The 21,260-nt window shown below is 70.2% G+C and carries 22 protein-coding genes, 2 tRNA genes and 1 pseudogene; 14 read left to right on the top strand and 11 right to left on the bottom strand.

The annotated features are described in order from the left end of the window. The first annotated feature begins 117 nt into the window (after positions 1-117). From pepN to RKD05_RS14620, 5 genes are all read left to right on the top strand, one after another. Positions 118-2,667, top strand: coding sequence for an aminopeptidase N (pepN, locus tag RKD05_RS14640; RefSeq protein ID WP_424711023.1), 2,550 nt, complete (start codon positions 118-120; stop codon positions 2,665-2,667). Between the two features lie 122 nt (positions 2,668-2,789). Then, positions 2,790-3,701: an ABC transporter ATP-binding protein gene (locus RKD05_RS14635; RefSeq protein WP_424711021.1), complete on the top strand. Its 912-nt coding sequence runs from the start codon at positions 2,790-2,792 to the stop codon at positions 3,699-3,701. Next, positions 3,698-4,486 (top strand): ABC transporter permease, encoded by a 789-nt coding sequence (locus RKD05_RS14630; RefSeq protein WP_424711020.1) that lies wholly within the window; start codon positions 3,698-3,700, stop codon positions 4,484-4,486. Before RKD05_RS14635 ends, RKD05_RS14630 begins: the two co-directional genes overlap by 4 nt. Positions 4,487-4,555: 69 nt before the next feature. Then, the gene (locus tag RKD05_RS14625) at positions 4,556-5,884 is read left to right on the top strand and encodes a mechanosensitive ion channel domain-containing protein (RefSeq protein WP_424711018.1); all 1,329 of its coding nucleotides are present in this window, start codon (positions 4,556-4,558) and stop codon (positions 5,882-5,884) included. Then, positions 5,881-6,330: a globin gene (locus RKD05_RS14620; protein WP_022877390.1), complete on the top strand. Its 450-nt coding sequence runs from the start codon at positions 5,881-5,883 to the stop codon at positions 6,328-6,330. Before RKD05_RS14625 ends, RKD05_RS14620 begins: the two co-directional genes overlap by 4 nt. Positions 6,331-6,479: 149 nt before the next feature. Here the strand turns inward: RKD05_RS14620 and RKD05_RS14615 are convergent, their stop codons facing one another. Then, positions 6,480-7,073, bottom strand: coding sequence for a hypothetical protein (locus RKD05_RS14615; protein ID WP_424711016.1), 594 nt, complete (start codon positions 7,071-7,073; stop codon positions 6,480-6,482). 51 nt (positions 7,074-7,124) lie between these two features. Here RKD05_RS14615 and RKD05_RS14610 point away from each other — a divergent pair, with 51 nt between their 5' ends. Continuing rightward, the gene (locus RKD05_RS14610; protein ID WP_424711015.1) at positions 7,125-7,994 is read left to right on the top strand and encodes an acyl-CoA thioesterase; all 870 of its coding nucleotides are present in this window, start codon (positions 7,125-7,127) and stop codon (positions 7,992-7,994) included. Between the two features lie 36 nt (positions 7,995-8,030). Here RKD05_RS14610 and RKD05_RS14605 read toward each other — a convergent pair whose 3' ends face one another. The 4 genes from RKD05_RS14605 to ssb form a co-directional block, all read right to left on the bottom strand. Beyond that, positions 8,031-8,558 (bottom strand): acyl-CoA thioesterase, encoded by a 528-nt coding sequence (locus RKD05_RS14605; RefSeq protein WP_424711014.1) that lies wholly within the window; start codon positions 8,556-8,558, stop codon positions 8,031-8,033. Beyond that, positions 8,551-10,230 (bottom strand): energy-dependent translational throttle protein EttA, encoded by a 1,680-nt coding sequence (gene ettA / locus RKD05_RS14600; RefSeq protein WP_424711012.1) that lies wholly within the window; start codon positions 10,228-10,230, stop codon positions 8,551-8,553. The genes RKD05_RS14605 and ettA overlap by 8 nt, the downstream gene beginning before the upstream one ends. Positions 10,231-10,501: 271 nt before the next feature. Next, positions 10,502-11,005, bottom strand: coding sequence for a DUF6993 domain-containing protein (locus RKD05_RS14595; RefSeq protein WP_424711010.1), 504 nt, complete (start codon positions 11,003-11,005; stop codon positions 10,502-10,504). 41 nt (positions 11,006-11,046) lie between these two features. After that, positions 11,047-11,589 carry a single-stranded DNA-binding protein gene (gene ssb, locus RKD05_RS14590; RefSeq protein WP_424711009.1) on the bottom strand — a complete coding sequence of 181 codons (543 nt, stop codon included), beginning with the start codon at positions 11,587-11,589 and terminating at the stop codon, positions 11,047-11,049. A 189-nt stretch (positions 11,590-11,778) separates the two neighbouring features. On the opposite strand from ssb, the gene RKD05_RS14585 reads away from it, so the two are divergent. Continuing rightward, positions 11,779-12,036, top strand: coding sequence for a hypothetical protein (locus RKD05_RS14585; RefSeq protein ID WP_063257592.1), 258 nt, complete (start codon positions 11,779-11,781; stop codon positions 12,034-12,036). Between the two features lie 34 nt (positions 12,037-12,070). On the opposite strand, the gene RKD05_RS14580 is transcribed toward RKD05_RS14585, so the two are convergent. Beyond that, positions 12,071-13,489, bottom strand: coding sequence for a PLP-dependent aminotransferase family protein (locus RKD05_RS14580; protein ID WP_424711007.1), 1,419 nt, complete (start codon positions 13,487-13,489; stop codon positions 12,071-12,073). Positions 13,490-13,550: 61 nt separating this feature from the next. On the opposite strand from RKD05_RS14580, the pseudogene RKD05_RS14575 reads away from it, so the two are divergent. Next, a pseudogene (locus RKD05_RS14575) lies at positions 13,551-14,160 on the top strand (YczE/YyaS/YitT family protein). Positions 14,161-14,218: 58 nt separating this feature from the next. On the opposite strand, the gene RKD05_RS14570 reads toward RKD05_RS14575, so the two are convergent. After that, positions 14,219-14,428, bottom strand: a complete 210-nt coding sequence (locus tag RKD05_RS14570; protein WP_022877400.1) for a hypothetical protein — start codon at positions 14,426-14,428, stop codon at positions 14,219-14,221. Between the two features lie 101 nt (positions 14,429-14,529). Here RKD05_RS14570 and RKD05_RS14565 point away from each other — a divergent pair. From RKD05_RS14565 to RKD05_RS14555, 3 genes are all read left to right on the top strand, one after another. Then, positions 14,530-14,602: transfer RNA gene (locus RKD05_RS14565), tRNA-Arg, on the top strand. A 48-nt stretch (positions 14,603-14,650) separates the two neighbouring features. After that, the gene (gene orn / locus RKD05_RS14560; RefSeq protein ID WP_424711006.1) at positions 14,651-15,277 is read left to right on the top strand and encodes an oligoribonuclease; all 627 of its coding nucleotides are present in this window, start codon (positions 14,651-14,653) and stop codon (positions 15,275-15,277) included. A gap of 36 nt (positions 15,278-15,313) precedes the next feature. Continuing rightward, a tRNA-His gene (locus tag RKD05_RS14555) sits at positions 15,314-15,389 on the top strand. Between the two features lie 185 nt (positions 15,390-15,574). On the opposite strand, the gene RKD05_RS14550 is transcribed toward RKD05_RS14555, so the two are convergent. Next, complete coding sequence (locus tag RKD05_RS14550; protein WP_424711005.1) at positions 15,575-17,674, bottom strand: acyltransferase family protein; 2,100 nt, start codon at positions 17,672-17,674, stop codon at positions 15,575-15,577. 158 nt (positions 17,675-17,832) lie between these two features. On the opposite strand from RKD05_RS14550, the gene RKD05_RS14545 reads away from it, so the two are divergent. From RKD05_RS14545 to RKD05_RS14535, 3 genes are read left to right on the top strand one after another with little or no spacing between them, the layout of a single operon-like run. Then, complete coding sequence (locus tag RKD05_RS14545) at positions 17,833-18,210, top strand: metallopeptidase family protein (RefSeq protein WP_424711003.1); 378 nt, start codon at positions 17,833-17,835, stop codon at positions 18,208-18,210. After that, the gene (clpS, locus tag RKD05_RS14540; protein WP_424711868.1) at positions 18,210-18,503 is read left to right on the top strand and encodes an ATP-dependent Clp protease adapter ClpS; all 294 of its coding nucleotides are present in this window, start codon (positions 18,210-18,212) and stop codon (positions 18,501-18,503) included. Before RKD05_RS14545 ends, clpS begins: the two co-directional genes overlap by 1 nt. Then, positions 18,500-19,003 (top strand): DUF2017 family protein, encoded by a 504-nt coding sequence (locus RKD05_RS14535; protein ID WP_424711002.1) that lies wholly within the window; start codon positions 18,500-18,502, stop codon positions 19,001-19,003. The genes clpS and RKD05_RS14535 overlap by 4 nt, the downstream gene beginning before the upstream one ends. A gap of 1 nt (position 19,004) precedes the next feature. Here the strand turns inward: RKD05_RS14535 and RKD05_RS14530 are convergent, their stop codons facing one another. From RKD05_RS14530 to RKD05_RS14520, 3 genes are all read right to left on the bottom strand, one after another. Next, positions 19,005-19,598: a hypothetical protein gene (locus tag RKD05_RS14530; protein ID WP_424711000.1), complete on the bottom strand. Its 594-nt coding sequence runs from the start codon at positions 19,596-19,598 to the stop codon at positions 19,005-19,007. After that, positions 19,573-19,893, bottom strand: coding sequence for a hypothetical protein (locus RKD05_RS14525; RefSeq protein ID WP_063257583.1), 321 nt, complete (start codon positions 19,891-19,893; stop codon positions 19,573-19,575). The genes RKD05_RS14530 and RKD05_RS14525 overlap by 26 nt, the downstream gene beginning before the upstream one ends. Before the next feature lie 63 nt (positions 19,894-19,956). Then, on the bottom strand, positions 19,957-21,213 hold the full coding sequence (locus RKD05_RS14520) for a DNA polymerase IV (RefSeq protein WP_424710998.1): 1,257 nt from the start codon (positions 21,211-21,213) through the stop codon (positions 19,957-19,959). Positions 21,214-21,260: the final 47 nt, after the last annotated feature.

The following is a 21,260-nucleotide window of genomic DNA, read 5'->3' as shown; positions in this document are numbered from 1 at the left end:
CTCCCACCTGAGCGATCAGCCCGGCCCGGGGGTATCTCGACACTAGGCTTATACGGTTGTCGTCGGCGCCAGCAGTGCCATCCGCGACGATCCACCCACATCCTCGGGAGAACGCCAGTGCCAGGAGAGAACCTCACCCGCATCGAAGCGCAGGAGCGCCGCGCGATCGTCGACACGCACGACTACGACGTGCGCCTCGACCTCACGCGCGGCGACGAGGTCTTCGGTTCCGTGACGACCGTCCGCTTCGCCGCCACCGAGGGGGCGTCGACCTTCATCGACCTCATCGCGCGCACGGTGAACTCCGTGACGCTCAACGGCCGGACCCTCGACCCCGCCGAGGTGTTCGCCGACTCGCGCATCGCGCTCGAGGGACTGGCGGCGGAGAACGAGCTCGTCGTCGACGCCGACTGCGAGTACACCAACACCGGTGAAGGTCTGCACCGCTTCGTCGACCCCGTCGACGGCGAGGTCTACCTCTACACGCAGTTCGAGGTGCCTGATTCCCGCCGCGTCTTCACGGTGTTCGAGCAGCCCGACCTCAAGGCCGAGTTCACCTTCACCGTGACGGCCCCGGCCGCGTGGAAGGTCGTCTCCAACTCCCCCACGCCCGAGCCGCGCGAGGTGGGCGACGGCCTCGCCGAGTGGGCCTTCCCGGCCACGCCCCGCATCTCGTCGTACATCACGGCCCTCATCGCCGGCCCGTACGAGTCGACGTTCTCCGAGCTGACGAGCGCCGACGGTCGCGTCATCCCGCTCGGCGTGTACGCCCGCAAGAGCCTGTGGCAGTACCTGGATGCCGACTACGTCTTCGACAAGACGCGTCAGGGCTTCGCGTACTACGAGGAGAAGTTCGGCTTCCCCTACCCGTTCGCCAAGTACGACCAGCTCTTCGTGCCCGAGTTCAACGCGGGCGCGATGGAGAACGCGGGTGCGGTGACGTTCACCGAGACGTACGTCTTCCGCAGCAAGGTCACGGATGCCGTGAAGGAACGTCGCGTCGTGACGATCCTCCACGAGCTCGCGCACATGTGGTTCGGCGACCTCGTCACCATGAAGTGGTGGAACGACCTGTGGCTCAACGAGTCGTTCGCCGAGTGGGCGTCGACGATCGCGACCGCCGAGGCCACCGAGTGGGAGGCCGCCTGGACGACCTTCAACGCGATGGAGAAGACCTGGGCGTACCGCCAGGACCAGCTCCCCTCCACCCACCCGGTCGTCGCCGAGATCAACGACCTCGAGGACGTGCAGGTCAACTTCGACGGCATCACCTACGCCAAGGGCGGCTCGGTCCTCAAGCAGCTCGCCGCGTGGGTCGGCATCGAGCAGTTCTTCGCCGGCGTCGGCGCGTACTTCCAGAAGCACCAGTGGTCGAACACCGAGGTGGGCGACCTGCTCGCCGAGCTCGAGACCACGAGCGGCCGCGACCTGGGCGACTGGGCCAAGAAGTGGCTCGAGACCGCGGGCGTGAACACGCTCTCCCCGCTCATCGAGCAGGACGACCACGGTTCGCTCACGCGCTTCGCGATCGTGCAGACCGCGCCGTCGGACTACCCGACGATCCGTCCGCACCGCCTCGGCGTCGGCTTCTACTCGCTCGACAAGTCGGGCCGCCTCGAGCGCGTGCACCGCATCGAGCTCGACGTCGACGGCGACCGCACCGAGGTGCCGCAGCTGCGTGGCATCCGTCGACCGGATCTCGTGCTGCTCAACGACGACGACCTGGCTTACGCGAAGATCCGCCTCGACGAGCGCTCGCTCGCCACGGCCATCGCGCACCTCAAGGACATCGCCGATCCGCTCGCGCGCTCGCTCGTCTGGGGTGCCGCGTGGGACCAGACCCGGGATGCCGAGGCCTCGGCGACCGACTACATCGACCTGGTGCTGCGGAACATCGGTTCCGAGACCGAGTCGACGACGGTCCGCACGACCCTCGCGCAGCTCCAGCTCGCGGCCAACAGCTACGTCGCTCCGGCGACCCGTCCGGCCGCTCGCGAGCGCGTCGCGGACGGTCTGTGGGAGCTCGCGCAGGCGGCCGAGGCCGGCAGCGACAGCCAGCTGCAGTTCGTCACGGCATTCGCCTCGGCAGCGGCTACCCCCGCGCACGTCGAGACGGTCCGCGCGCTGCGCGACGGCGAGACGGTGCTCGACGGACTTGAGATCGACACCGACCTGTCGTGGCAGCTGCTCGTGGCCCTCGCCGCGGGCGGCGCGGTCACCGCGACCGACATCGACGCGGCCCGCGAGGCCGACAACACGGCGAAGGGCGGCGAGTTCGCGGCGCAGGCCAAGGCCGCGCTGCCGACCGTCGAGGCGAAGCAGGAGGCGTGGAGCTCGCTCATCGACCGCGCCGACGCGCCCAACACGATCGTACGCTCCGCGGCGCTCGGGTTCACGCACCCGGCGACGGTCGACGTCCTCGCGGAGTTCGTCGGGCCGTACTTCGACATGCTGCTCCCGATCTGGGAGAGCCGCAGCTACCAGATCGCGCAGTACCTGATCGTGGGTCTCTACCCGGCCGCGCTCGCGAACACGCAGCTGCGGGATGCCACTCGCGCCTGGCTCTCCGCGCACAAGGACGCAGCCCCCGCGCTCCGTCGCCTCGTGAGCGAGAACCTCGCCGGTGTCGAGCGCGCACTCGCGGTTCAGGAGCGCGACGCGCAGTAACGCACACGCCCTCGACGTACGCCCTCTCCCGCTCCGGTGGGAGGGGGCGTACGTCTGGAGATGTACACGGATCACTCCCCGGGCGGACGCGGCATCCGGGGTCCGCTTCCTAGCGTGGAAGCATGATCGTCGCAGAGCACCTCACCAAGAGATACGGCACGCGCACCGCGGTGTCCGATGTCTCGTTCACCGTCCCGCCGGGCCGCGTCACGGGCTTCCTCGGCCCGAACGGCGCCGGCAAGTCCACGACGATGCGCATGATCGTCGGCCTCGACCGCCCGACGTCGGGCAGCGTCACCGTCAACGGAACCCCCTACGACCGCCTCCGTGCCCCGCTCACCGAGGTGGGCGTGCTCCTGGATGCCAAGGCCGTGCACACCGGGCGGAGCGCCCGGAACCACCTCCGCGTCATGGCGGCGACCCACGGCATCGGCCGGCGCCGCGTCGACGAGGTCATCGAACTCGCGGGCATCGCCTCGGTCGCGGACAAGCGCGCGGGTGGCTTCTCGCTCGGCATGGGCCAGCGGCTCGGGATCGCGGCCGCCCTCCTCGGCGACCCGCACACGCTCATCCTCGACGAGCCGGTGAACGGCCTCGACCCCGAGGGCGTGCGCTGGGTGCGCGAGTTCGTCCGACACATCGCCGCCGAAGGGCGCACGGTGCTGCTGTCGAGCCACCTCATGAGCGAGATGGCGCAAACCGCCGACCACGTGATCGTGCTCGGCCGGGGCGCCGTGCTCGCCGACGCGCCGCTCCCCGACCTGGTGCGCTCGTGGACGACCGAGGCCGTGTTCGTCCGCTCCCCCGAACTCTCCCGCCTCGTCGAGGTGATGAGCGACGCCGGCGCGACGGCCACCCTCGTGGAGACCGGCCTCGCCAGCCTCCGCGGGGTTTCCGCGGCCGAGATCGGTGATGTCGCCGCGCGCCATGGCATCCCTCTCCACGAACTGACCCCGCGCAGCGGCTCGCTCGAGGACGCCTACCTGGCCCTCACCGAAGACGCGATCGAGTACAAGACGAAGGAACTCGCATGACCGCCCTCACCGCGCCCCGGCGCACGACCTTCACGCAAGCCCCGGTCGGACCGACGTTCCTCCGGACTCTCCGCAGCGAGCTGCTGAAGCTCACGACCCTGCGCTCGACGTGGTGGTCCCTCGCGATCGCCGCCGTCCTCTCGGTGGGCATCGCGTGGCTCTACGTATCGGCCTCGGACGGCGGATACGCGATCTCCGGGGTCGTCGCGTCGACCCAATTCACGATGCTGGTGGCCGGCATCCTGGGCGCGATCGCCGTCACCGGCGAGTACGCCACCGGGATGATCCGCTCGACCCTGACCGCCACCCCTCGGCGCGCACAGGTGGTTCTGGCGAAGAGCCTCGCCGTCGCGCTGGTCGTGGGCGCCGCGACGGCCGTCAGCTACCTGGTCTGCCTCGCCGTGACGGTGCCGATCTCGACCGCCGCCATCGCGTGGTCCGACCCGGCTCAGGCGCTGCTCCCGCTGCTCTTCGGTGTCGTCTCGATGGTCGCCTACGCGCTCATCGGCATGGGCTTCGGTCTTCTCATCCGCAACGGCGCCGGGGCCATCGCCGCGACCGTCGGGGTGCTCTTCGTAGCGCCGATCGCGGTCAACCTCTTCGCCCTCGGCGGGGCGTCGTGGCAATGGGTCGTGGACCTCGGCCGCTACCTGCCCGTGGCCGCCGGCGGTGACCTGACCGCGATTCCTACGGGCGACGTGCTTGTCCCCACCGTGACTCTCGCCGCGTGGGTGGTGGCGCTGGTGGGCGCCGGGATCGTCGTGCTGCGCCAGCGCGACGCCTGACCCCCAGGAGAACGACGGATGCCTCGATGCCCAGGCGGCACCGAGGCATCCGTCGTTAGCATGAAGGGGATGACCGTTCTCGCCAGCGCTCCCGATCCCACGCCGACTCCCACGCCTCCCGTCGATCTGAAATCGCTCACCGACCCGTCCGCGTGGGCGTGGATCGGCGAGCAGCTGCTCGGCTTCGGCGGCGTGATCCTGCGGATCCTCGGAATCATCGTGGGCGTCGTCGTCGCGGCGTGGATCCTGCGCGTGATCATCCGCCGGGTCGTCGACCGCATCGTGAACGGGGCGAAGAAGAACGCCCGCGTCGACGACACGCAGGCGTTGGATCGATCGCCGCTCGCCGCGGTCCGGCTCGTGCAGCGCACGCGCACCCTCGGCACGATCCTGCAGAACATCGTCAACGTCGTCCTGGTGATCGTCGCCCTCGTGTGGATCGCCGGGATCGTCGCGCCGAACGCCCTGGCATCCCTCACTCTGCTGACGGCCGCGGTCGGCGCCGGACTCGGCTTCGGCGCGCAGAACATCGTCAAGGACGTGCTGAACGGCATCTTCATCGTGGCCGAGGATCAGATCGGGATCGGCGACGTCGTCGACCTGGGGCTCGCCACCGGCATCGTGGAGTTCGTGAGCGTCCGCATCACGCACGTCCGCGACGTCAACGGCACGCTCTGGTACGTCCGCAACGGCGAGATCACGCGCATCGGCAACATGTCGCAGGGATGGGCCCGGGTCATCATCGACCTGGCCGTGCCGGTGGATGCCGACATCGACGAGGTCGAGAAGGCCATGCTCGGCGCCGCGAAGACCCTGGCGAAGGAGCAGAAGTGGCGTTCGCGCATCATCGAGCAGCCCGAGATCTGGGGCCTCGAGTCCATCAGCGGCGACGCCCTCGTCATCCGGCTCGTCATGAAGACGCGGTCCAGTTCGAAGGATGACGTCGCGCGCGAGTTGCGCGTGCGCCTGAAGCGCGCGATGGACGATCTGGGCCTCACGCTGCCGCAGCTCAACTCCATCGTCCTGACCGGGGCGGAGGGCGCGCAGAGCGTGCGCGGCGCGCACCCGCCCAAGACGAAGCCCACCCCGGTGGCCACCGCTCCCGAGCGACCGGTCTGGCGTCCGCGGCGGAAGAAGCTCGCGGTGTCCGACACGGTGTTGGACGCGGATGCCGTGGCGGCCGAGATCGCGGCGGAGAAGGCGCGGCCGAAGAAGCCCAAGGCTGCGGCTCCTTCCGGCACCGACACGGCGCCGAAGCCGGCCGCAGCGTCCGCCGACGGCGACGCCGTGCAGAAGCCCACTCCTCCGGCGACGCCCGCGTCGTCCGCCGACGGCGACTCGGTGCGGAAGCCCACTCCTCCCGCGGTGCGGGCTGACGATGACGGAGCATCCGCGTGAGCGAGCCGATCAGCTTCTACGAGCAGGCCGGCGGGATGGACACGTTCCGCCGACTGGTCGACGCCTTCTATCGCGGCGTCGCGGAGGACGAGGTCCTCAAGCCCATGTACCCCGAGGAAGACCTCGGGCCCGCGGCCGAGCGGCTCACGCTCTTCCTCGCGCAGTACTGGGGAGGACCCACGACGTACGGCGAGAAGCGGGGTCATCCCCGCCTCCGTATGCGGCACATGCCGTTCCACGTCGACCCGGACGCGCGCGACCGGTGGCTGCGCCACATGCGCGCGGCGGTCGACGAGATCGCCCTCCCGCCCGCGCTCGAAGCTCCGCTGTGGGACTACCTCGAGCGGGCCGCCCACGCGATGGTCAACACGTTCGAGCCGCGCGGCATCGGTCCGACGCGCGACGGGCGCGCCGACACCGGTCTGCCGATCCGCTCCGCGGACTGACGCTCACGCCCCTGTCGCCCGGGCTCTCACGCCCCGGGTGCGCGGAGACTCACGCCGCGGTGGCGCGGACGCTCACGCCCCGGTGGCGCGGACCGGCGTGAGACCCGAGCGCACCGGACCGCGGACGAGCACGTGCCCGCGGGAGAGCGTCACGCGCGTCCAGACGCCGCTCGTGCGGACCGTGGCCTGCTCGGCCCCCGCGATATGAACCCCAGCGCGTAGGCCGCGAACGCGGTGCCGAGCGGGAGATCGCCGAGCGCCGCGTCGGGCTGCCCCCATACCTGCGCACGCACCGTGCGGACGACGTCCTCCCCGGGATCCGCGGGCAGCGCGTCGGCCACGGCCGCGATCCCGTACTGCGCACGCGCCGCCAGCACCGAGCTGTCGATCGCGGCCGTCTCCGCCCACCCGCCGCGCGGCGGTGACACCCCGGCCCACGCCGGCGCGCTCGCGGTCTCGGGCAGCACGATCGCCGAGGCATCGTCCGGTGCGATCGAGAGAGCGGATGCCTCGACCACCAGGTCGCACTGCAGCTCCGGGTCGACGGCCGAAACGCGGAGGCCGAGCACCGTGGGAGTGGCATCCAGGAGCCCGCGGGGAGCGAGCGGAGCCGCCGTGGTCAGGAGGACTCCGCCGTCGGCGCGGAGGCGGACGGAACCGTCACCGAGTCGGACGGCTCGGGAGGAGAAGGTGAGCAGGTCGGCTGCCGCCTGCGGATCGGGGAACAACAGGCGCGCGGACACCCGCCCTAAACTATCAAGCGACGCAGGCCTCTGCGCGGAACGGGAGTGAGCGTGACCGACGCCAGCGACCCCGTGGCCTCTCTGCTCGCGGTGCTCGACCTCCGCGACGCGGGCGCACGGACGACCGAGGACATCTTCACCGGGGTCTCGCAGCCGATGCCGTCGGGGCGCGTGTATGGCGGGCAGGTGCTCGCGCAGTCGATCGTCGCGGCCTCGCGCACGCTCCCACCCGAGCGCACCGTGCACTCGATGCACGGCTACTTCCTGCGGCCCGGCGACCCCGACGCGGGCATCACGTTCTCCGTCGACCGGATCCACGACGGGCGGTCGTTCTCGACGCGGCGCACGCAGGCGTTCCAGGCGGGCGTGCCGATCTTTTCCATGATCGCGTCGTTCCAGGACGAGGGTCCGGGGCTCGAGCATGCCGAGCCCATGCCGGATGGCATCCCGCTCCCGGAGGATCTGCCGCCGTTCGACGAGGAACGCCTGCACCCCGTGAGCCGCAAGCTTTTTTCGGAGCGTCCCGTCGACGTGCTGCACGTTCCGTCGCCCGTGTACACGTCCGTGGAGGGTCCGCACGTGCCGCGACAGGCGGTGTGGATGCGCACACGGCGCGAGCTGCCCGACGACCCGGCGGTGCACCGCGCCGCGCTGGCGTACCTGAGCGACCTCACGATCCAGGAGACGATCCTCCGTGGACACGGCGTGCCGTGGAGCACGCCCGGCCTGCGCGTTGCGAGCCTCGACCACGCGATGTGGTGGCACCGGCCGGGGCGCGTCGACGACTGGCTGCTGTACGTGCAGGAGTCGCCGAACGCCCGGGGCGGCCGCGGGTTGTCGACCGGGCGGATCTACACGCGCGACGGCGTGCTCCTGGCCAGCGTGGCGCAGGAGATCATGGTGCGGGTGCCGGGCGAGTAGAGCCCGGGGTCGCGGTGGCGCTTCGGGGCGATGGCCCTAGCGGCCGCGCCGGCGGTATTCGATCGGGTCGCCGACGTACGGTCCCCACGCGGCGCGCTCGGTCTCGCTCCAGCGGATCGGGCGGCCGCTGGCCGTGTCGACGAGGACGACGACCGCGGTGGCGCGCGCGTAGAGCACGGGCTCGTCGTCGCCGACGGGACTGAAGACCTCGAAGCAGATGTCGGCGCTGGAGCCGCCCATCGCACCGATCCACAGCCGCACGTCGAGGGGCCGCTGGCTGTACGGAACCGGCCGGAGGTACTCGATCTCCTGCCGCGCGATGAGCGTCGCTCGCTCTCCCCCGCTCTCGAGCACGCTCATGTCGAACACGGCGGTCGGGAGGGCGTCTCCGTCCTCGTCGCCGCGCCAGAACGCCCGGAGCCGCGCCTCTTCGAGGAGCTTGAGCATCGAGGTGTTGTTGACGTGCCCGAGCGCGTCGAGGTCTCCCCACCGCAGGTGGATGGGGATGTGCAGCCGCGCGGGCCCGGCCGGAGCCGAGCCCGCGGACGGAGTGACGTCAGTCACGCGTGAGCTTGCGGTAGGTCGAACGCGACGGGTTCGCCGCGTCGGCGCCGAGGCGCTCGATCTTGTTCGCCTCGTAGGCCTCGAAGTTGCCCTCGAACCAGTGCCACTGGTCGGGGTGCTCCTCCGTACCCTCGTAGGCGAGGATGTGCGTCGCAATGCGGTCGAGGAACCACCGGTCGTGCGTGATGACCACGGCGCAGCCGGGGAACTCGAGAAGCGCGTTCTCGAGCGAGCTCAGTGTCTCGACGTCGAGGTCGTTGGTCGGCTCGTCGAGGAGGAGCAGGTTGCCGCCCTCCTTGAGGGTGAGGGCGAGGTTCAGACGGTTGCGCTCGCCACCGGAGAGCACGCCCGCCTTCTTCTGCTGGTCGGGTCCCTTGAAGCCGAACTTCGACACGTACGCGCGCGACGGGATCTCGGTCTTGCCGACCGTGATGATGTCGAGTCCGTCGGACACGACCTCCCACAGCGTCTTCTCCGGATCGATGTTGGCGCGCGACTGGTCGACGTAGCTGATCTTGACCGTCTCGCCCATCTTGAGCGTGCCGCCGTCGAGGGGCTCGAGGCCGACGATCGTCTTGAAGAGCGTCGTCTTTCCCACACCGTTCGGGCCGATGACGCCGACGATGCCGTTCGGGGGCAGGTTGAAGCTCAGGTTGCTGATGAGCGACCGGTCACCGAACCGCTTCTCGAGCTTCTTGGCATCGATGACGATGCTGCCCAGGCGCGGACCGGCGGGGATCTGGATCTCGTCGAAGTCGAGCTTCCGAGTGCGCTCCGCCTCGGCGGCCATCTCCTCGTAGCGTGCGAGACGCGCCTTCGACTTGACCTGGCGGCCCTTCGCATTCGAGCGGACCCACTCGAGCTCTTCCTTCAGGCGCTTCGCGAGCTTGGCGTCCTTCTTGCCCTGCACGTCGAGGCGCTGGGCCTTCTTGTCGAGGTAGGTCGAGTAGTTGCCCTCGTACGGGTACAGGTGTCCACGGTCGACCTCGGCGATCCACTCCGCGACGTTGTCGAGGAAGTACCGGTCGTGGGTGATGGCGATGACGGCACCCTTGTAAGCCTTGAGGTGCTGCTCGAGCCAGAGCACGCTCTCGGCGTCGAGGTGGTTGGTGGGCTCGTCGAGCAGGAGCAGGTCGGGCTTCTGCAGCAGGAGCTTCGCCAGCGCGACGCGACGACGCTCACCGCCCGAGAGCGGGACGACGCTGGCGTCGGCGGGCGGCGTGCGCAGCGCGTCCATCGCCTGCTCGAGCTGCGAGTCGAGATCCCAGCCGTCGGCGGCGTCGATCTCCTCCTGCAGCGTGCCCATCTCCGCCAGCAGCGCGTCGAAATCGGCGTCCGGGTCGGCCATGAGGGCCGAGATCTCGTTGAAGCGGTCGAGCTTCGGCTTGATCGCGACGCCGTCCTGGATGTTCTCCAGCACCGTCTTGTTCTCGTCGAGCTCGGGCTCCTGCATGAGGATGCCGACGGTGAACCCGGGGCTCAGGCGCGCCTCGCCGTTGGAGGGGGTGTCGAGCCCCGCCATGATCTTGAGGATGGTCGACTTACCGGCACCGTTCGGTCCGACCATGCCGATCTTGGCACCCGGCAGGAACGACATCGTGACGTCGTCGAGGATGAGCTTGTCGCCCACGGCCTTGCGGGCGCGGACCATGGAGTAGATGTATTCGGCCATCGAGGACGTACCACCTTCGATCGGGGATGAGGGCCGCGCCCGCCCGGGTCGCCGACTCAAATCTCATCTCGAATCTCGGCGAAGCGCCCGGGTGCGCGGAAGTCCCGTCCAGCCTATCAACGGCGCCTGTGACGATGCCGGTGCCCGGGCCGGTCAGACGGCGCCGTTGATCGCACCGGTCAGACGGCGCCGGTGACCGCGTGTGTCAGTGCAGTCGTCGCCTGGTCGCCCCCCCCCGGCCACACACCCGCCGAGGCGTCGACCATTCGTCTCACCAATCGATGGGGCGGGTCTCGCCGATGAGGCATCCCCCGGTCGACAAGCCCGGCAGCACGGTGGTGACCGGATCGCCGATGGACGGCCCCACCTGCCCGACGAGGCAGTCCACACCCCAGCGCACCGAGAACTCGATACTCTCCGCGGGGTTCCCGATCGTCGTCTGGTCGGGAGTCACCTGCATCGCGGCCTTGTCGAACCCGGCGCCGACCAGGGCGTCGATGTACGCCCGACCGGCGACCTGATCCGGACCGCCCCACACCGTGCGCACGACCTGCGTGAACAGCGGGAGGTTGTCGGCGGCGGATCCCGCCGGGGACAGAGTCGGAGCCGCAGCCGGCGCCGCGGCAGTCGTCGAAGCGGCGGGCGTCGGCTCCGTCGCGGCCGGAGACGGCTCCGTTGCGGCCGGCGCCGAGGGGCCGGTCGGGGTGCAGCCCGCGAGGGCGAACACGGCGACGAACGCCAGCACGGCGACCGGACGGGACTGCGAGCGGATCACCCGCCCGAGTCTACGTACCGGCCACCGCACGCCCGGCCCGCTCAGAAGGGCGTGGTGTCGCCCACCTCCACGAGCGCGGGCGATTCGTGGGCGGCTGCGACCGCGACCGTCGCGCCGTCATCCCGCGGATCAGCCGGAGCCTCACCCGGTACCGCCCACGCGTCGCCGCCCGGCGCAATGTCGTTCGCCGAGGAGTTGCTGGAGTCCGCGTCGGCGGCGGCGGCGGACCGCGCAGTGCGGCGGAACGTCGACGCGCCCCAGCGCAGATCGTGGCCGATGGCGTCCGCCGCCACGTCCGCGCTCACGCCGCGCTTGACATCCGTCTCCCACTCGCGCAGCCGGAGGCGGCCGGCGACGATGACGCGCTCGCCCTTGTGCAGCGACGCCAGGGTGTTCCGGCCGAGTTCACCGAACACCGAGACAGCGTAGTAGTTCGTGTGGCCGTCGACCCATTGGCCGCGCTCACGGTCGAATCGCCGCTCGCTCACGGCGAGTCGGAATGCGGCGATGGGGTCTCCTCCGCGGGTCGCCCGTTCTTCGGGGTCGCCGACGACGTTTCCGACGAGGGTGATGTGGTCGCTCATGGTGTGTCCTCTCTGGGTATGGGCTCCGGCATCCGCGTGCCCTACGGACGCCGGAGCCATCGCCAGAATGACGAGGCGCGGCACGCGCTCGTTGGCCGAATCGCCCCATCGGTGGACAATTGGAGCAAGAAGAGCGTTGGGGAGAAGTGCCGCCTCGGCGATGTCGGAACCCCCTCGTACCGTGTGGCCATGAGCACCGCACTGTGGAACGACCTCGCCCCGGCCCCGCGCCCGGCCGGGTGGGGCGCGGCGACGCACGTCGCCGCGGGCCTGTGGCGCATCGCCGACCCGCGGGGCGTCGTCGTCGGTCACGTGCGGGCCATCGCGGCCGACGGCGGCTGGCGCTACGCCGCCGAGCGGTTCCATTCGGCGACCGGGCGGTTCCGGAGGCTGGGCGAGTTCTGGTCGTCCGCCGACGCGCTCGAATGCCTGCGCTACGCGCGATGAGCGAGGGTGTAGCGCCGACGGGACCCGCCGCGGTTCAGACCACCGCGGCCAGGTCGTCGAGGGAAGCCGTCGCCGACGTCCCCCGCACGTCGTCCCACGCCGCACGGAGGATGCCCACCGCGCGCTCGAGGGTGTGGGGCGCGGCCGTGAACGGAAGGCGCAGACGTCGGTCGTGGCCGCCGTCGACGGCGAACCGCGAACCGGCGGAGAGGAGCAGGCCGCGCGCCCGGGCGTTCATCACCAGGGGCGTGCTCACCGGCTCGCCGATTCCGACCCACAGCGAGACCCCGCCCCGGGCGACCGGGATCTCCCACTCCGGGAACGTCGCCTCCAGCGCGCGGGTGAGCGCGTCCCGGCCAGCGCGCAGAAGGTCGGCGCGCTGCGCGCTGATCTCGTCGAGCCGCCCGACGACCCGGGCCGCGACGGCCTGCTCGAACTCCGGCGTGCCGAGGTCGTGCACCGGCCGACCGCTCGCGAGTCGACGGACGATATCGGCCTCCGCGCGCACCCACCCGACGCGCAGGCCGCCCCACACGGTCTTGCCCAGCGAGCCGACGCGGATGATGCGCGGCGCCTCGGGGAACGCGGTCCCCGCCGTCTCGCGGTCGATGTCGAGACCCGCGGTGGTCTCGTCGAGCACGAGGTACGTCCCCGCGCGTTGAGCGCCGTCGACGAAGGCCGCCATCTCAACGGGGCTCATCGAACGGCCCGTCGGATTGTGGAAGTCGGGCATGAGGTACGCCAGGGCGGGCAGCACGCGCGCGAACGTCTGTGCTGCACGGTCGAGGTCCCAGCCGGCATCCGGCGTCACCGGCACGCCGACGAGCCGAGCACCCACGGCACGGAAGGCGTCGGCGCCGTGCGGGTAAGTCGGCGTCTCGATGAGCACGCGATCGGCCCGCGACAGGAGCACGGATGCCACGAGGTGCAGCGCACTCTGCGCCCCGGTGGTCACGAGCACCTGGTCCGGGGTCGTCGGGAGGCCGCGGGCCCGATACATCTGCGCGATCTCCTCGCGCAGACCGGCGTCGCCGACGACGTCGTAGCCCGTGCGCGCGACGAGAGCCGCCGCCTCCTGCGCCACCTCGGCCATCACGGCGGGCAGGCCCGGCCACGCGGCCGGACTCGCCTGCTGCAGGTCGATCACACCGTCTCGCCGGTCCTCGATGCCCGGGTCGGTGCGTCGGAGCGGCAGGGTCACGCTGCCGCTCCCCCGCAGGCTCTCGATGTGCCCCGAGTCGCGCAGGCTGCGGTACGTCGCAGCCACGGTCGTCCGACTCAGCCCCAGGGCCGCGGCGAGCTCGCGCTCGGCCGGGAGCGCCGTCTGCGGCGCGATGCGGTTATCGAGGCAGAGCAGACGGATGCCATCGGCCAGCGCCTCGTACGCCGGGCCGCGGCCACGCCACCCGCCGAGGGCCTCGGCCAGCGCGCGCGCGGAGATTCGGGAATCCATGAGGCCAGAATAGGGGAATTGGCATCCATGAAGGAAACCAATCCGGTGATTGGATCTCTTCATGACTTCGCGGATCCTTCGCCTCCTCGTCGGCCTCGCCCTCTACGGCTTCGGCTGTGCCCTCACCGTCGCGGCGGGCCTCGGCGTGGACCCGTGGACGGTGTTCGCCGAGGGGCTGTCGCGGGTCACGGGAATCGGCGTGGGCTGGATCACGAACATCGTCGGACTCGGCGTCCTCCTCCTGTGGATCCCGCTGCACCAGCGACCCGGCGTCGGCACGCTGGCCAACATCCTGCTGGTCGGCACGAGCATGCAGCTGGCGCTCGGAGTGCTCCCCCACCCCGACGCTGTCGTCTGGCAGGCCGCGATGCTGGTGGCAGGTGTGGTCACCGTCGCCGTGGCATCCGGGCTCTATATCGGCGCGCACTTCGGGCCCGGACCGCGCGATGGCCTGATGACGGGACTCCACGCACGCCTCGGGTGGCCCATCTGGGCGTGCCGCCTCGGTGTCGAGGGCACCGTGCTCGTGGCCGGGTGGCTGCTGGGTAGGCACGGTCGGCATCGGCACGGTCGTGTTCGCGCTCGGGATCGGACCCCTCGTCCACCTCGCCCTGCCGCTGCTCGCGGCACCCGAGCCGCGTCGGCGTCCCCGCACGGCGGTTCACGCGTGACGGTTCGCGGATGGCGGCGGTGCCGCGGCGGCCTCTTCGCCCCGCGGCACCGTGTCGCTCAGTGCTCCCGGAACTCCGGGCGGTCGCTCCCGGGCTTCATGTGCGCGTGCAGAGCGTTCTTCGCGATCTCCATGGTCGGGTAGACCCCGAGCCGCTCGTCCTTGCCGGTCATGTGCACGGCGTAGCCTTCGGCATCCTGCCGGATCGTTCCCACCACACCGACGGGACCGTGGGCGACCCACAGGCGTCGTGTCGTCGTTTCGGACATGGTGCTCCTTTCGTTCGATCTGGCCGGAGAGTACGCCCGCGCGCACACTCTCGCCAGGGGGTCGATGAACGGACGAGCCGTCACCGATATCCTGGGAGCGACCCCCAGTAGCTCAGTGGATAGAGCAGCGGCCTTCTAATCCGCCGGTCGCACGTTCGAATCGTGCCTGGGGGACCGCACGCTTCAGCCGTCGGTGTCCCACCCCGTCAGTAGGATGAGGGAATGGTAGGCGCCTCTGAGAACGATCGGCTGGTCTGGATCGACTGCGAGATGACGGGCCTCGACCTCGCGGTCGACGAGCTGGTCGAGATCGCGATCGTCGTCACCGATTTCGAGCTGAACGTCCTCGACCCCGGGTTCCAGGTGGTCATCAAGCCCGACGCGTCGGCGCTGGCCAACATGGGCGACTTCGTCACCGAGATGCACCGCTCCTCGGGTCTCCTCGACGAGATCCCGCATGGCGTGAGCCTCGCGGATGCCGAGTTCCAGGCGCTCGAGTACATCCAGCGGTTCGCTCCGCTCGAGGGCAAGGCGCCTCTCGCCGGCAACACGATCGGCACCGACCGCATGTTCCTCGCGAAGTACATGCCCCGCGTCGACCGCTGGCTGCACTACCGGAACGTTGACGTCTCGAGCATCAAGGAGCTGTCGCGCCGCTGGTACCCGCGCGCCTACTTCAACGCGCCGGCCAAGAACGGCGGCCACCGCGCGCTGGCCGACATCCTCGAGTCGATCCGCGAGCTCGCCTACTACCGCAAGGCCGTGTTCGTGCCCGAGCCGGGGCCCACGAGCGACGAGGCGAAGGGCGCCGCATCGTCGGTCATTTCGTCGTTCGCGCTGGACGTATGACATAATCGTTCAGTTGTCCGCTGCGGCGGACACATGGTGGCTATAGCTCAGTTGGTAGAGCACCGCGTTGTGGTCGCGGGGGTCGCGGGTTCAAGTCCCGTTAGCCACCCCAAGAAAAGTCGAGCGCAGAGATGCGCGGGGGCCTGTGTCTCGATTCCGGAGTGTCCGTCGTCCGCCGAGACAGTCCGCAGAACCCGCCGCGACGACCCGCGGTCATCGGAGGATCGACCCCGCGTACGAGGTCGAGGGTGTGTTCCCTGCAACGCGCCACCGCGCGGCGCAGGGAACACACCACTGCTAGTCCCCCAAAGCGAGCGCCTGATTCAGCACGCGACCGTAGCTCGCCGACGCGTCATGGGTGAGGTGCGCACCGTCATAGCGAAGAACCGTCGAACCGAGCGCCATCGGGCACGCGCGGTCAGCACAGAACCAGTTCTCCACGTCGATGAAGCGTGCACCGCTTGCTGCCGCTGCGCGGGCTTCCGCCTCGCGCTTCACGTACCAGAGGTCATCGATCTCCGAGGCGCACGCGTCTATCCCGGTGAATCGAGTCAGGCACTCGTTCGGGTGAATCCCTGCGGGAGGGCTTCCGAGGATCACTACATCCCCGTCCACGGCCTGAACCAGTCGCACCGTCGCCTCGTCCCACTCCCGCGCTGCCGCGTCGGGCGCAGCACCGCTGGAGAGCCGGGTGAGACTGCTCTGAGCGGAGGACGTGAACACGAGGTCGGGGGCAAGATCACCGGCGAAGCCGAGCATCGCCTCTTGCGCCTTGTTGCAGAGAGCAGCCACGCCCGCGTCCCCGACGTCGACCGGCACGGCAGGGCACGCCGCGTACCCGATCGCGGTGATGCTCCACCCCGGTAGGGCTTCGCGAATTGCCGGCACCCAGGACATCGCGACGGAGTCTCCGACGATGAGCGCTCTCTGAGGTCCACCGGGGTAGTCGCACACGTTCGGTTCGCCGGTCTTCGCCAGACTGTTCCGACATCCGTCGACCAAGCTCATCTCGGGCGTCGCGAGCGAGGCACTGAGCCCCGACACGTCGACATCCACAGACGCAGGGTCCTCGAGTGCCTTCACCACGGCCTCGGAGACACGCTCGGGGGTATCGAGCACCGGGTCGATCTGCGCGGGCTTCTTCGTCGCGGGAGCAGTCGCACTGAGCGGTGAGACCAGCGTGTCCGGGCCGCGCAGTTGTGCCGCCGACGCGCCGACCAAGACGAATGCGACTGTGGCTGCAAGGACCAACTGCCCCGTGAGGCGCATCTGCCTCCTGCCGCGTGTGGCCCTGCCGCGCGTGGCCCTGGTGCGCTGGAACGGCTGCTCGATCCATCGGTACGACGCAGCTGAGACGGCCAGCATGAACCCGAAGGAGACGATGTTGACGAGCGCGGAGTTCCCGAACAGCGAATGTGCGAAGACGATGAGAGGGAAGTGCCACAGGTACAGCGAGTAGGAGATCCGTCCCACGTATTGTGTGACCGGGTTGCTCAAGACAGGTGTCGTGCGGAAGCCGGCGCATCCGGCGGTGAGCACCAGGACCGTGCCCCCGACGGGGACGATGGCCCATGGCCCGGGGAACGGACTCGTTGCGCTCAAGAGGAACGCCCCCGCCACGATCACGAGCAAGCCGGCCCACGTCAATGTCGAAGCGAGCGCCACCGACAGCCGCACCCGAGGCGCCACGACCGCGAGGACTGCGCCCGCGCCCAGCTCCCACACCCTCGAGACGGTGTCGAAGTACGCGAATTCCGGAGCGCGATCGGTGATCAGCACCGCCCACGCGAAAGTCGCCACGCTGACGCCGCCCAGGACGACGAGCAGAACCACGGTGCGGTTCCAGCGCAGTCGGCGCACGAGCACGGCCAGCGTGGCGATGATGAGGAGCGGCCAGAAGATGTAGAACTGCTCCTCCACCGACAGCGACCAGAAATGCTGCACCGGCGATGGCGGCGCGTCGGCCTGCAGGTAATCTGTGCCGAGACGCACCGAGTGCCAGTTGCTCGCGAACAACAGCGCCGCAACCGCGTCGTAGAGAGTCTGCAACGCTCTCGGTCGGTACCAGACGATGAAGGCGAGGATGACCGTCACGAGGAGTGTCGCCACCGCTGCCGGCAGTATTCGCTTCGCGCGGCGAACGTAGAAGTCCTGTATCGAGATGCGACCGTTTCGGTCGTACTCGCGAACAAGGAGTCCGGTGATCAGGAATCCGGAGATGACGAAGAAGACATCGACGCCGATGAACCCGCCCACGGGGAACCCGAAGACGTGGTTGACGACGACGAGGAGCACAGCGACGGCGCGCAGGCCATCGATATCCGCTCGGCGAGTCCTTGTGGTGAGGGGTGAAGTTGTGGAGTCGGGCCGCCCCCTGCGCCCGCGATCTCTCAGCATCCGCTCAGGCTAACTTTCTGGAGTCTCGCCGCTGCGCCACCTCACCCGCTCGGGGTCGACGTCCGCGAGCGTTCCGGCCGGTGGCCCGCAGCGGCTCATAGAATCGATCGAACGGGGCGGGTGGCATCCATCCCTCCGTTCGCACGATCGGGAGACGCATGCACGAGGACGCCGCGCAGCAGGCGACGCTCGACCTCGACGCCGAGGCGTTCGAGGCGCTCGTCGTGGCGGAGCTCGACCTTCTCCCCGACGACATGGTCGAAGGGCTCGACAACGTCGTCTTCGTCGTGGAGGACCGCCCCGAGGACGGGTCGCTCGATCTCCTCGGCCTGTACGACGGGTGGGCTTTGACGGAGCGCGAGCGGTACGGGGTGGGCGAGCTGCCCGACCGCATCATCGTCTACCGCGAGCCCCACCTGGCAGCGTGCGCCGACGAAGAGGAACTGCGCGACGAGATCCACACGACCCTGGTCCACGAGATCGCGCACTTCTACGGCATCGACGACGAACGTCTCCACGAATTGGGGTGGGCGTGATGGCCGGAGTGGCATCCCCCGATGTCGACGAGGTCACCGACCTCGAGGTCGTCCCGCCGATGTCGTGGCAGACGGTGGTGTGGAACGACCCGGTCAACCTCATGAGCTACGTCGTCCACGTCTTCCGCACCTACTTCGGATTCGACGCCGCCACCGCGCACCGCCTCATGCTCTCCGTGCACCATGACGGCCACGCCGTCGTCGCGCGCGGACCCCGCGAGCTCATGGAGCTGCACGCGCAAGCCATGCACGAGTTCGGCCTGTGGGCCACCGTGCGGAAGGACGCCGAATGAACGACCGTATCGTCGTGATGGAGATCAGCGGCCTCGAAGCGCTGCACCTGGCGGGGATCGTGGGTCAGTTCCGCGACCTCGTCGCCGACGCCGACCGGGAGCACGACCCCGCCGTCACGCGCCTGCTGCCGGACGCCTACCCCGACGACGAGGCGGCGAGCCGCGAGTTCCGCCGCCTGACCGGGGCCGACATGTTGGACCGCCGTGTGGAGGACGCGGGGATCGTCCTGAACACCCTCGGCATGGACGGCGGCGAGCTCGACCCCGAGAGCGACCCCGACACCACGATCACGGTGGCGCTCGGGGAGACCGAAGCCCGCGCGTGGATGCGGACCCTCTCGGCGGTGCGCCTCGTACTGGCGACGCGACTCGGCATCCAGGACGACGATCGCCACATCCCCGGCGACGCGCGCTTCGGCATCTACGACTGGATCGGCTACCGCCTCGACGGTCTCGTCACCGCCCTCGACCGGAACCTGGACCACCCGCCCCGGGCCTGACTCACGGGACGAACACGACGAGGGATGCCAGCGCCTGCGGCTCGTGCTCGGCGAGATGCGCGTCCTCCTGAGCGGCCCAGCGCTCCCAGTGGGGTCGATAGGTGTCGCCGTCGCGTCGCAGCGCGCGATCCTTCCGTGAACCGTCGGGAGCGTCGACCCAGACGCCGACATCAGCGAGCTTCGCGGCCGCAGGAGTGAGGACGCCCGAACCCTCGACGACGAGCGGCAGCGACGGGTCGACGGCGTGCGCCTCCGCCCGCTCCCCCGCTTCCCAGTCCCAGCGCTGCCAGATCCCGACGCCGCCCTTCGCGTGCGGCAGCAGGATCGACTCGCGCGCGTACTCCGCGCCCTCGGCGAGTCCCCCCCAGCCCGGGTAGAGGTCGTCGAGAGCGACGAGCTGCACGCGACCGCGCCCCGGCCATTCGGCCACGAGCCGTCGCGCCAGCGAGCTCTTCCCCGCACCGCTCCGACCGTCGATCAGGACGACGGGATTCGACGCTCCCACCGCTTCCACCCGCGACGAGATCGCCCGGACCGCCTGGGCCAGAGCGTCGTCGAGGGGATCGGCGCTACTTCTTGAGGGCGCGGATGACACGGCTGAGGGCGCGACCGGCCACCCACACGAACGGGATGCCGACGGCGAGCAGCGACACGAGGTTCGGGTCGAAGCGGAGGTCGTCGCCGCGGCGGATGTACGCGCCCAGCGGCAGCGTGTACCCGCCGCCGCCCCCGCCCTCGTTGCCGCGCTCGTCGGAGCCGCCTCCGAAGCCGGACCAGACGAGGGCGACGGGGACGATGCGGACGCCGTCGACGTCCTGCTGCTCGCCGTAGGCGGCGGTGACGCCGAAGCTGGTGGACTGCTTGCCGAGTTCCAGTGCGATGTTGGGCATGCGCCCACCGTACCCGCCGGTTCCGACACGGCCCAGGGGTGTTGCGCCCGAGGGCACGCCGTGTCAGTGCTCGTACGACGGCCGCGGGTTCGTGGGCAGGGCGCCGCCGCCGCGCGAGGGTCCGAGCAGCGAGCCGCGGGTCACCGCACCACGCCCGAACCGGGCAGCCGCGCCATCGAGCGCCCCCTCGACGCGGCGCCACTCGGCGTCGTCGTCCCACAGCGTCGCGGCGGCCGCCGTCGGCCGGAGCTTCTCGCCGCGCACGCCCACGAGCCGCACCGCCTGGCGCCGGTCGATCCCGTCGAACAGCTCGATCGCGGCATCCCCGATCCGCTGGCCGACCGACGTGGGCTCGGGGAGCGTGCGCGAGCGGCTCAGGGTCGTGAAATCGCTGAAGCGGACCTTGATGGAGATCGTGGATGCCTCGAACTCCTGGCTCCGCAGGCGCGCGCCGACGCGGTCGGCGAGCCGCCGCAGCTCGACGTGGAGCGTGCGGGTGTCGGAGATGTCGGTATGGAACGTCTCTTCGTGGCCGACGCTCTTCTCGGTGCGTCCGGTGTGCACCTCGCGCGCGTCGATGCCCCGCGCGAGGTGCCAGATCCGTTCCCCCATCGCGGGCCCCAGCACCTGTTCGAGCGCGGGGCGCGGGGTGTCGAGGACGTCGGAGATCAGCCGGATGCCACGGGACTCGAGCGCCTCCGCGGCCTTCGGCCCCACGCCCCACAGCGCGCGGACCGATCGCGGGCGCAGGAACGCCTCGGTGTCGGCCGCGGCGACGATCAGGAGACCGTTGGGCTTGGAGATCGTGGATGCCATCTTCGCCACGTGCTTCGTCGCGGCGACCCCGACGCTGCAAGTCAGGCCCGTCCTCTCCTTCACACGGGCGCGGAGGTCGCGGGCGATCTTTCCGGGGCTCCCCCACAGCCGCCGGGCGCCTCGGACGTCGAGGAACGCCTCGTCGATGGACAGTGGCTCGACGAGCGGCGTGATTTCGTCGAAGATCGCCATGACCTGACGCGACATCTCGGTGTACCGCGAGTACGGCGGGTTCACCACGATCGCGTTCGGGCACAGCCGCAGGGCGACGGCGACGGGCATGGCGGACTTCACGCCGTAGCGGCGCGCCTCGTACGACGCGCTCGAGACGACACCGCGCCCCTCGGACCCGCCGATGATGAGCGGCTTCCCCGCGAGCGACGGATCGTCCAGCACGGCCACCGACGCGAAGAACGCGTCCATGTCGACGTGCAGGATGCCCGCTCCCGTGTCGTCGGCGTCGGGCGGCGAGACGATGCGCCCCGTGCCGTCTCCGCGTCCCATGGCATCCATTCTCCCCCGGGCCTCCGACATCGCGCCCGGCGCGGGCG

This window comes from Microbacterium sp. SLBN-111, assembly GCF_049739645.1.
Classification (GTDB): Bacteria; Actinomycetota; Actinomycetes; order Actinomycetales; family Microbacteriaceae; genus Microbacterium.
Note: the sequence above shows the minus strand (reverse complement) of the source record. Positions and strands in the feature narration are given on the sequence as shown.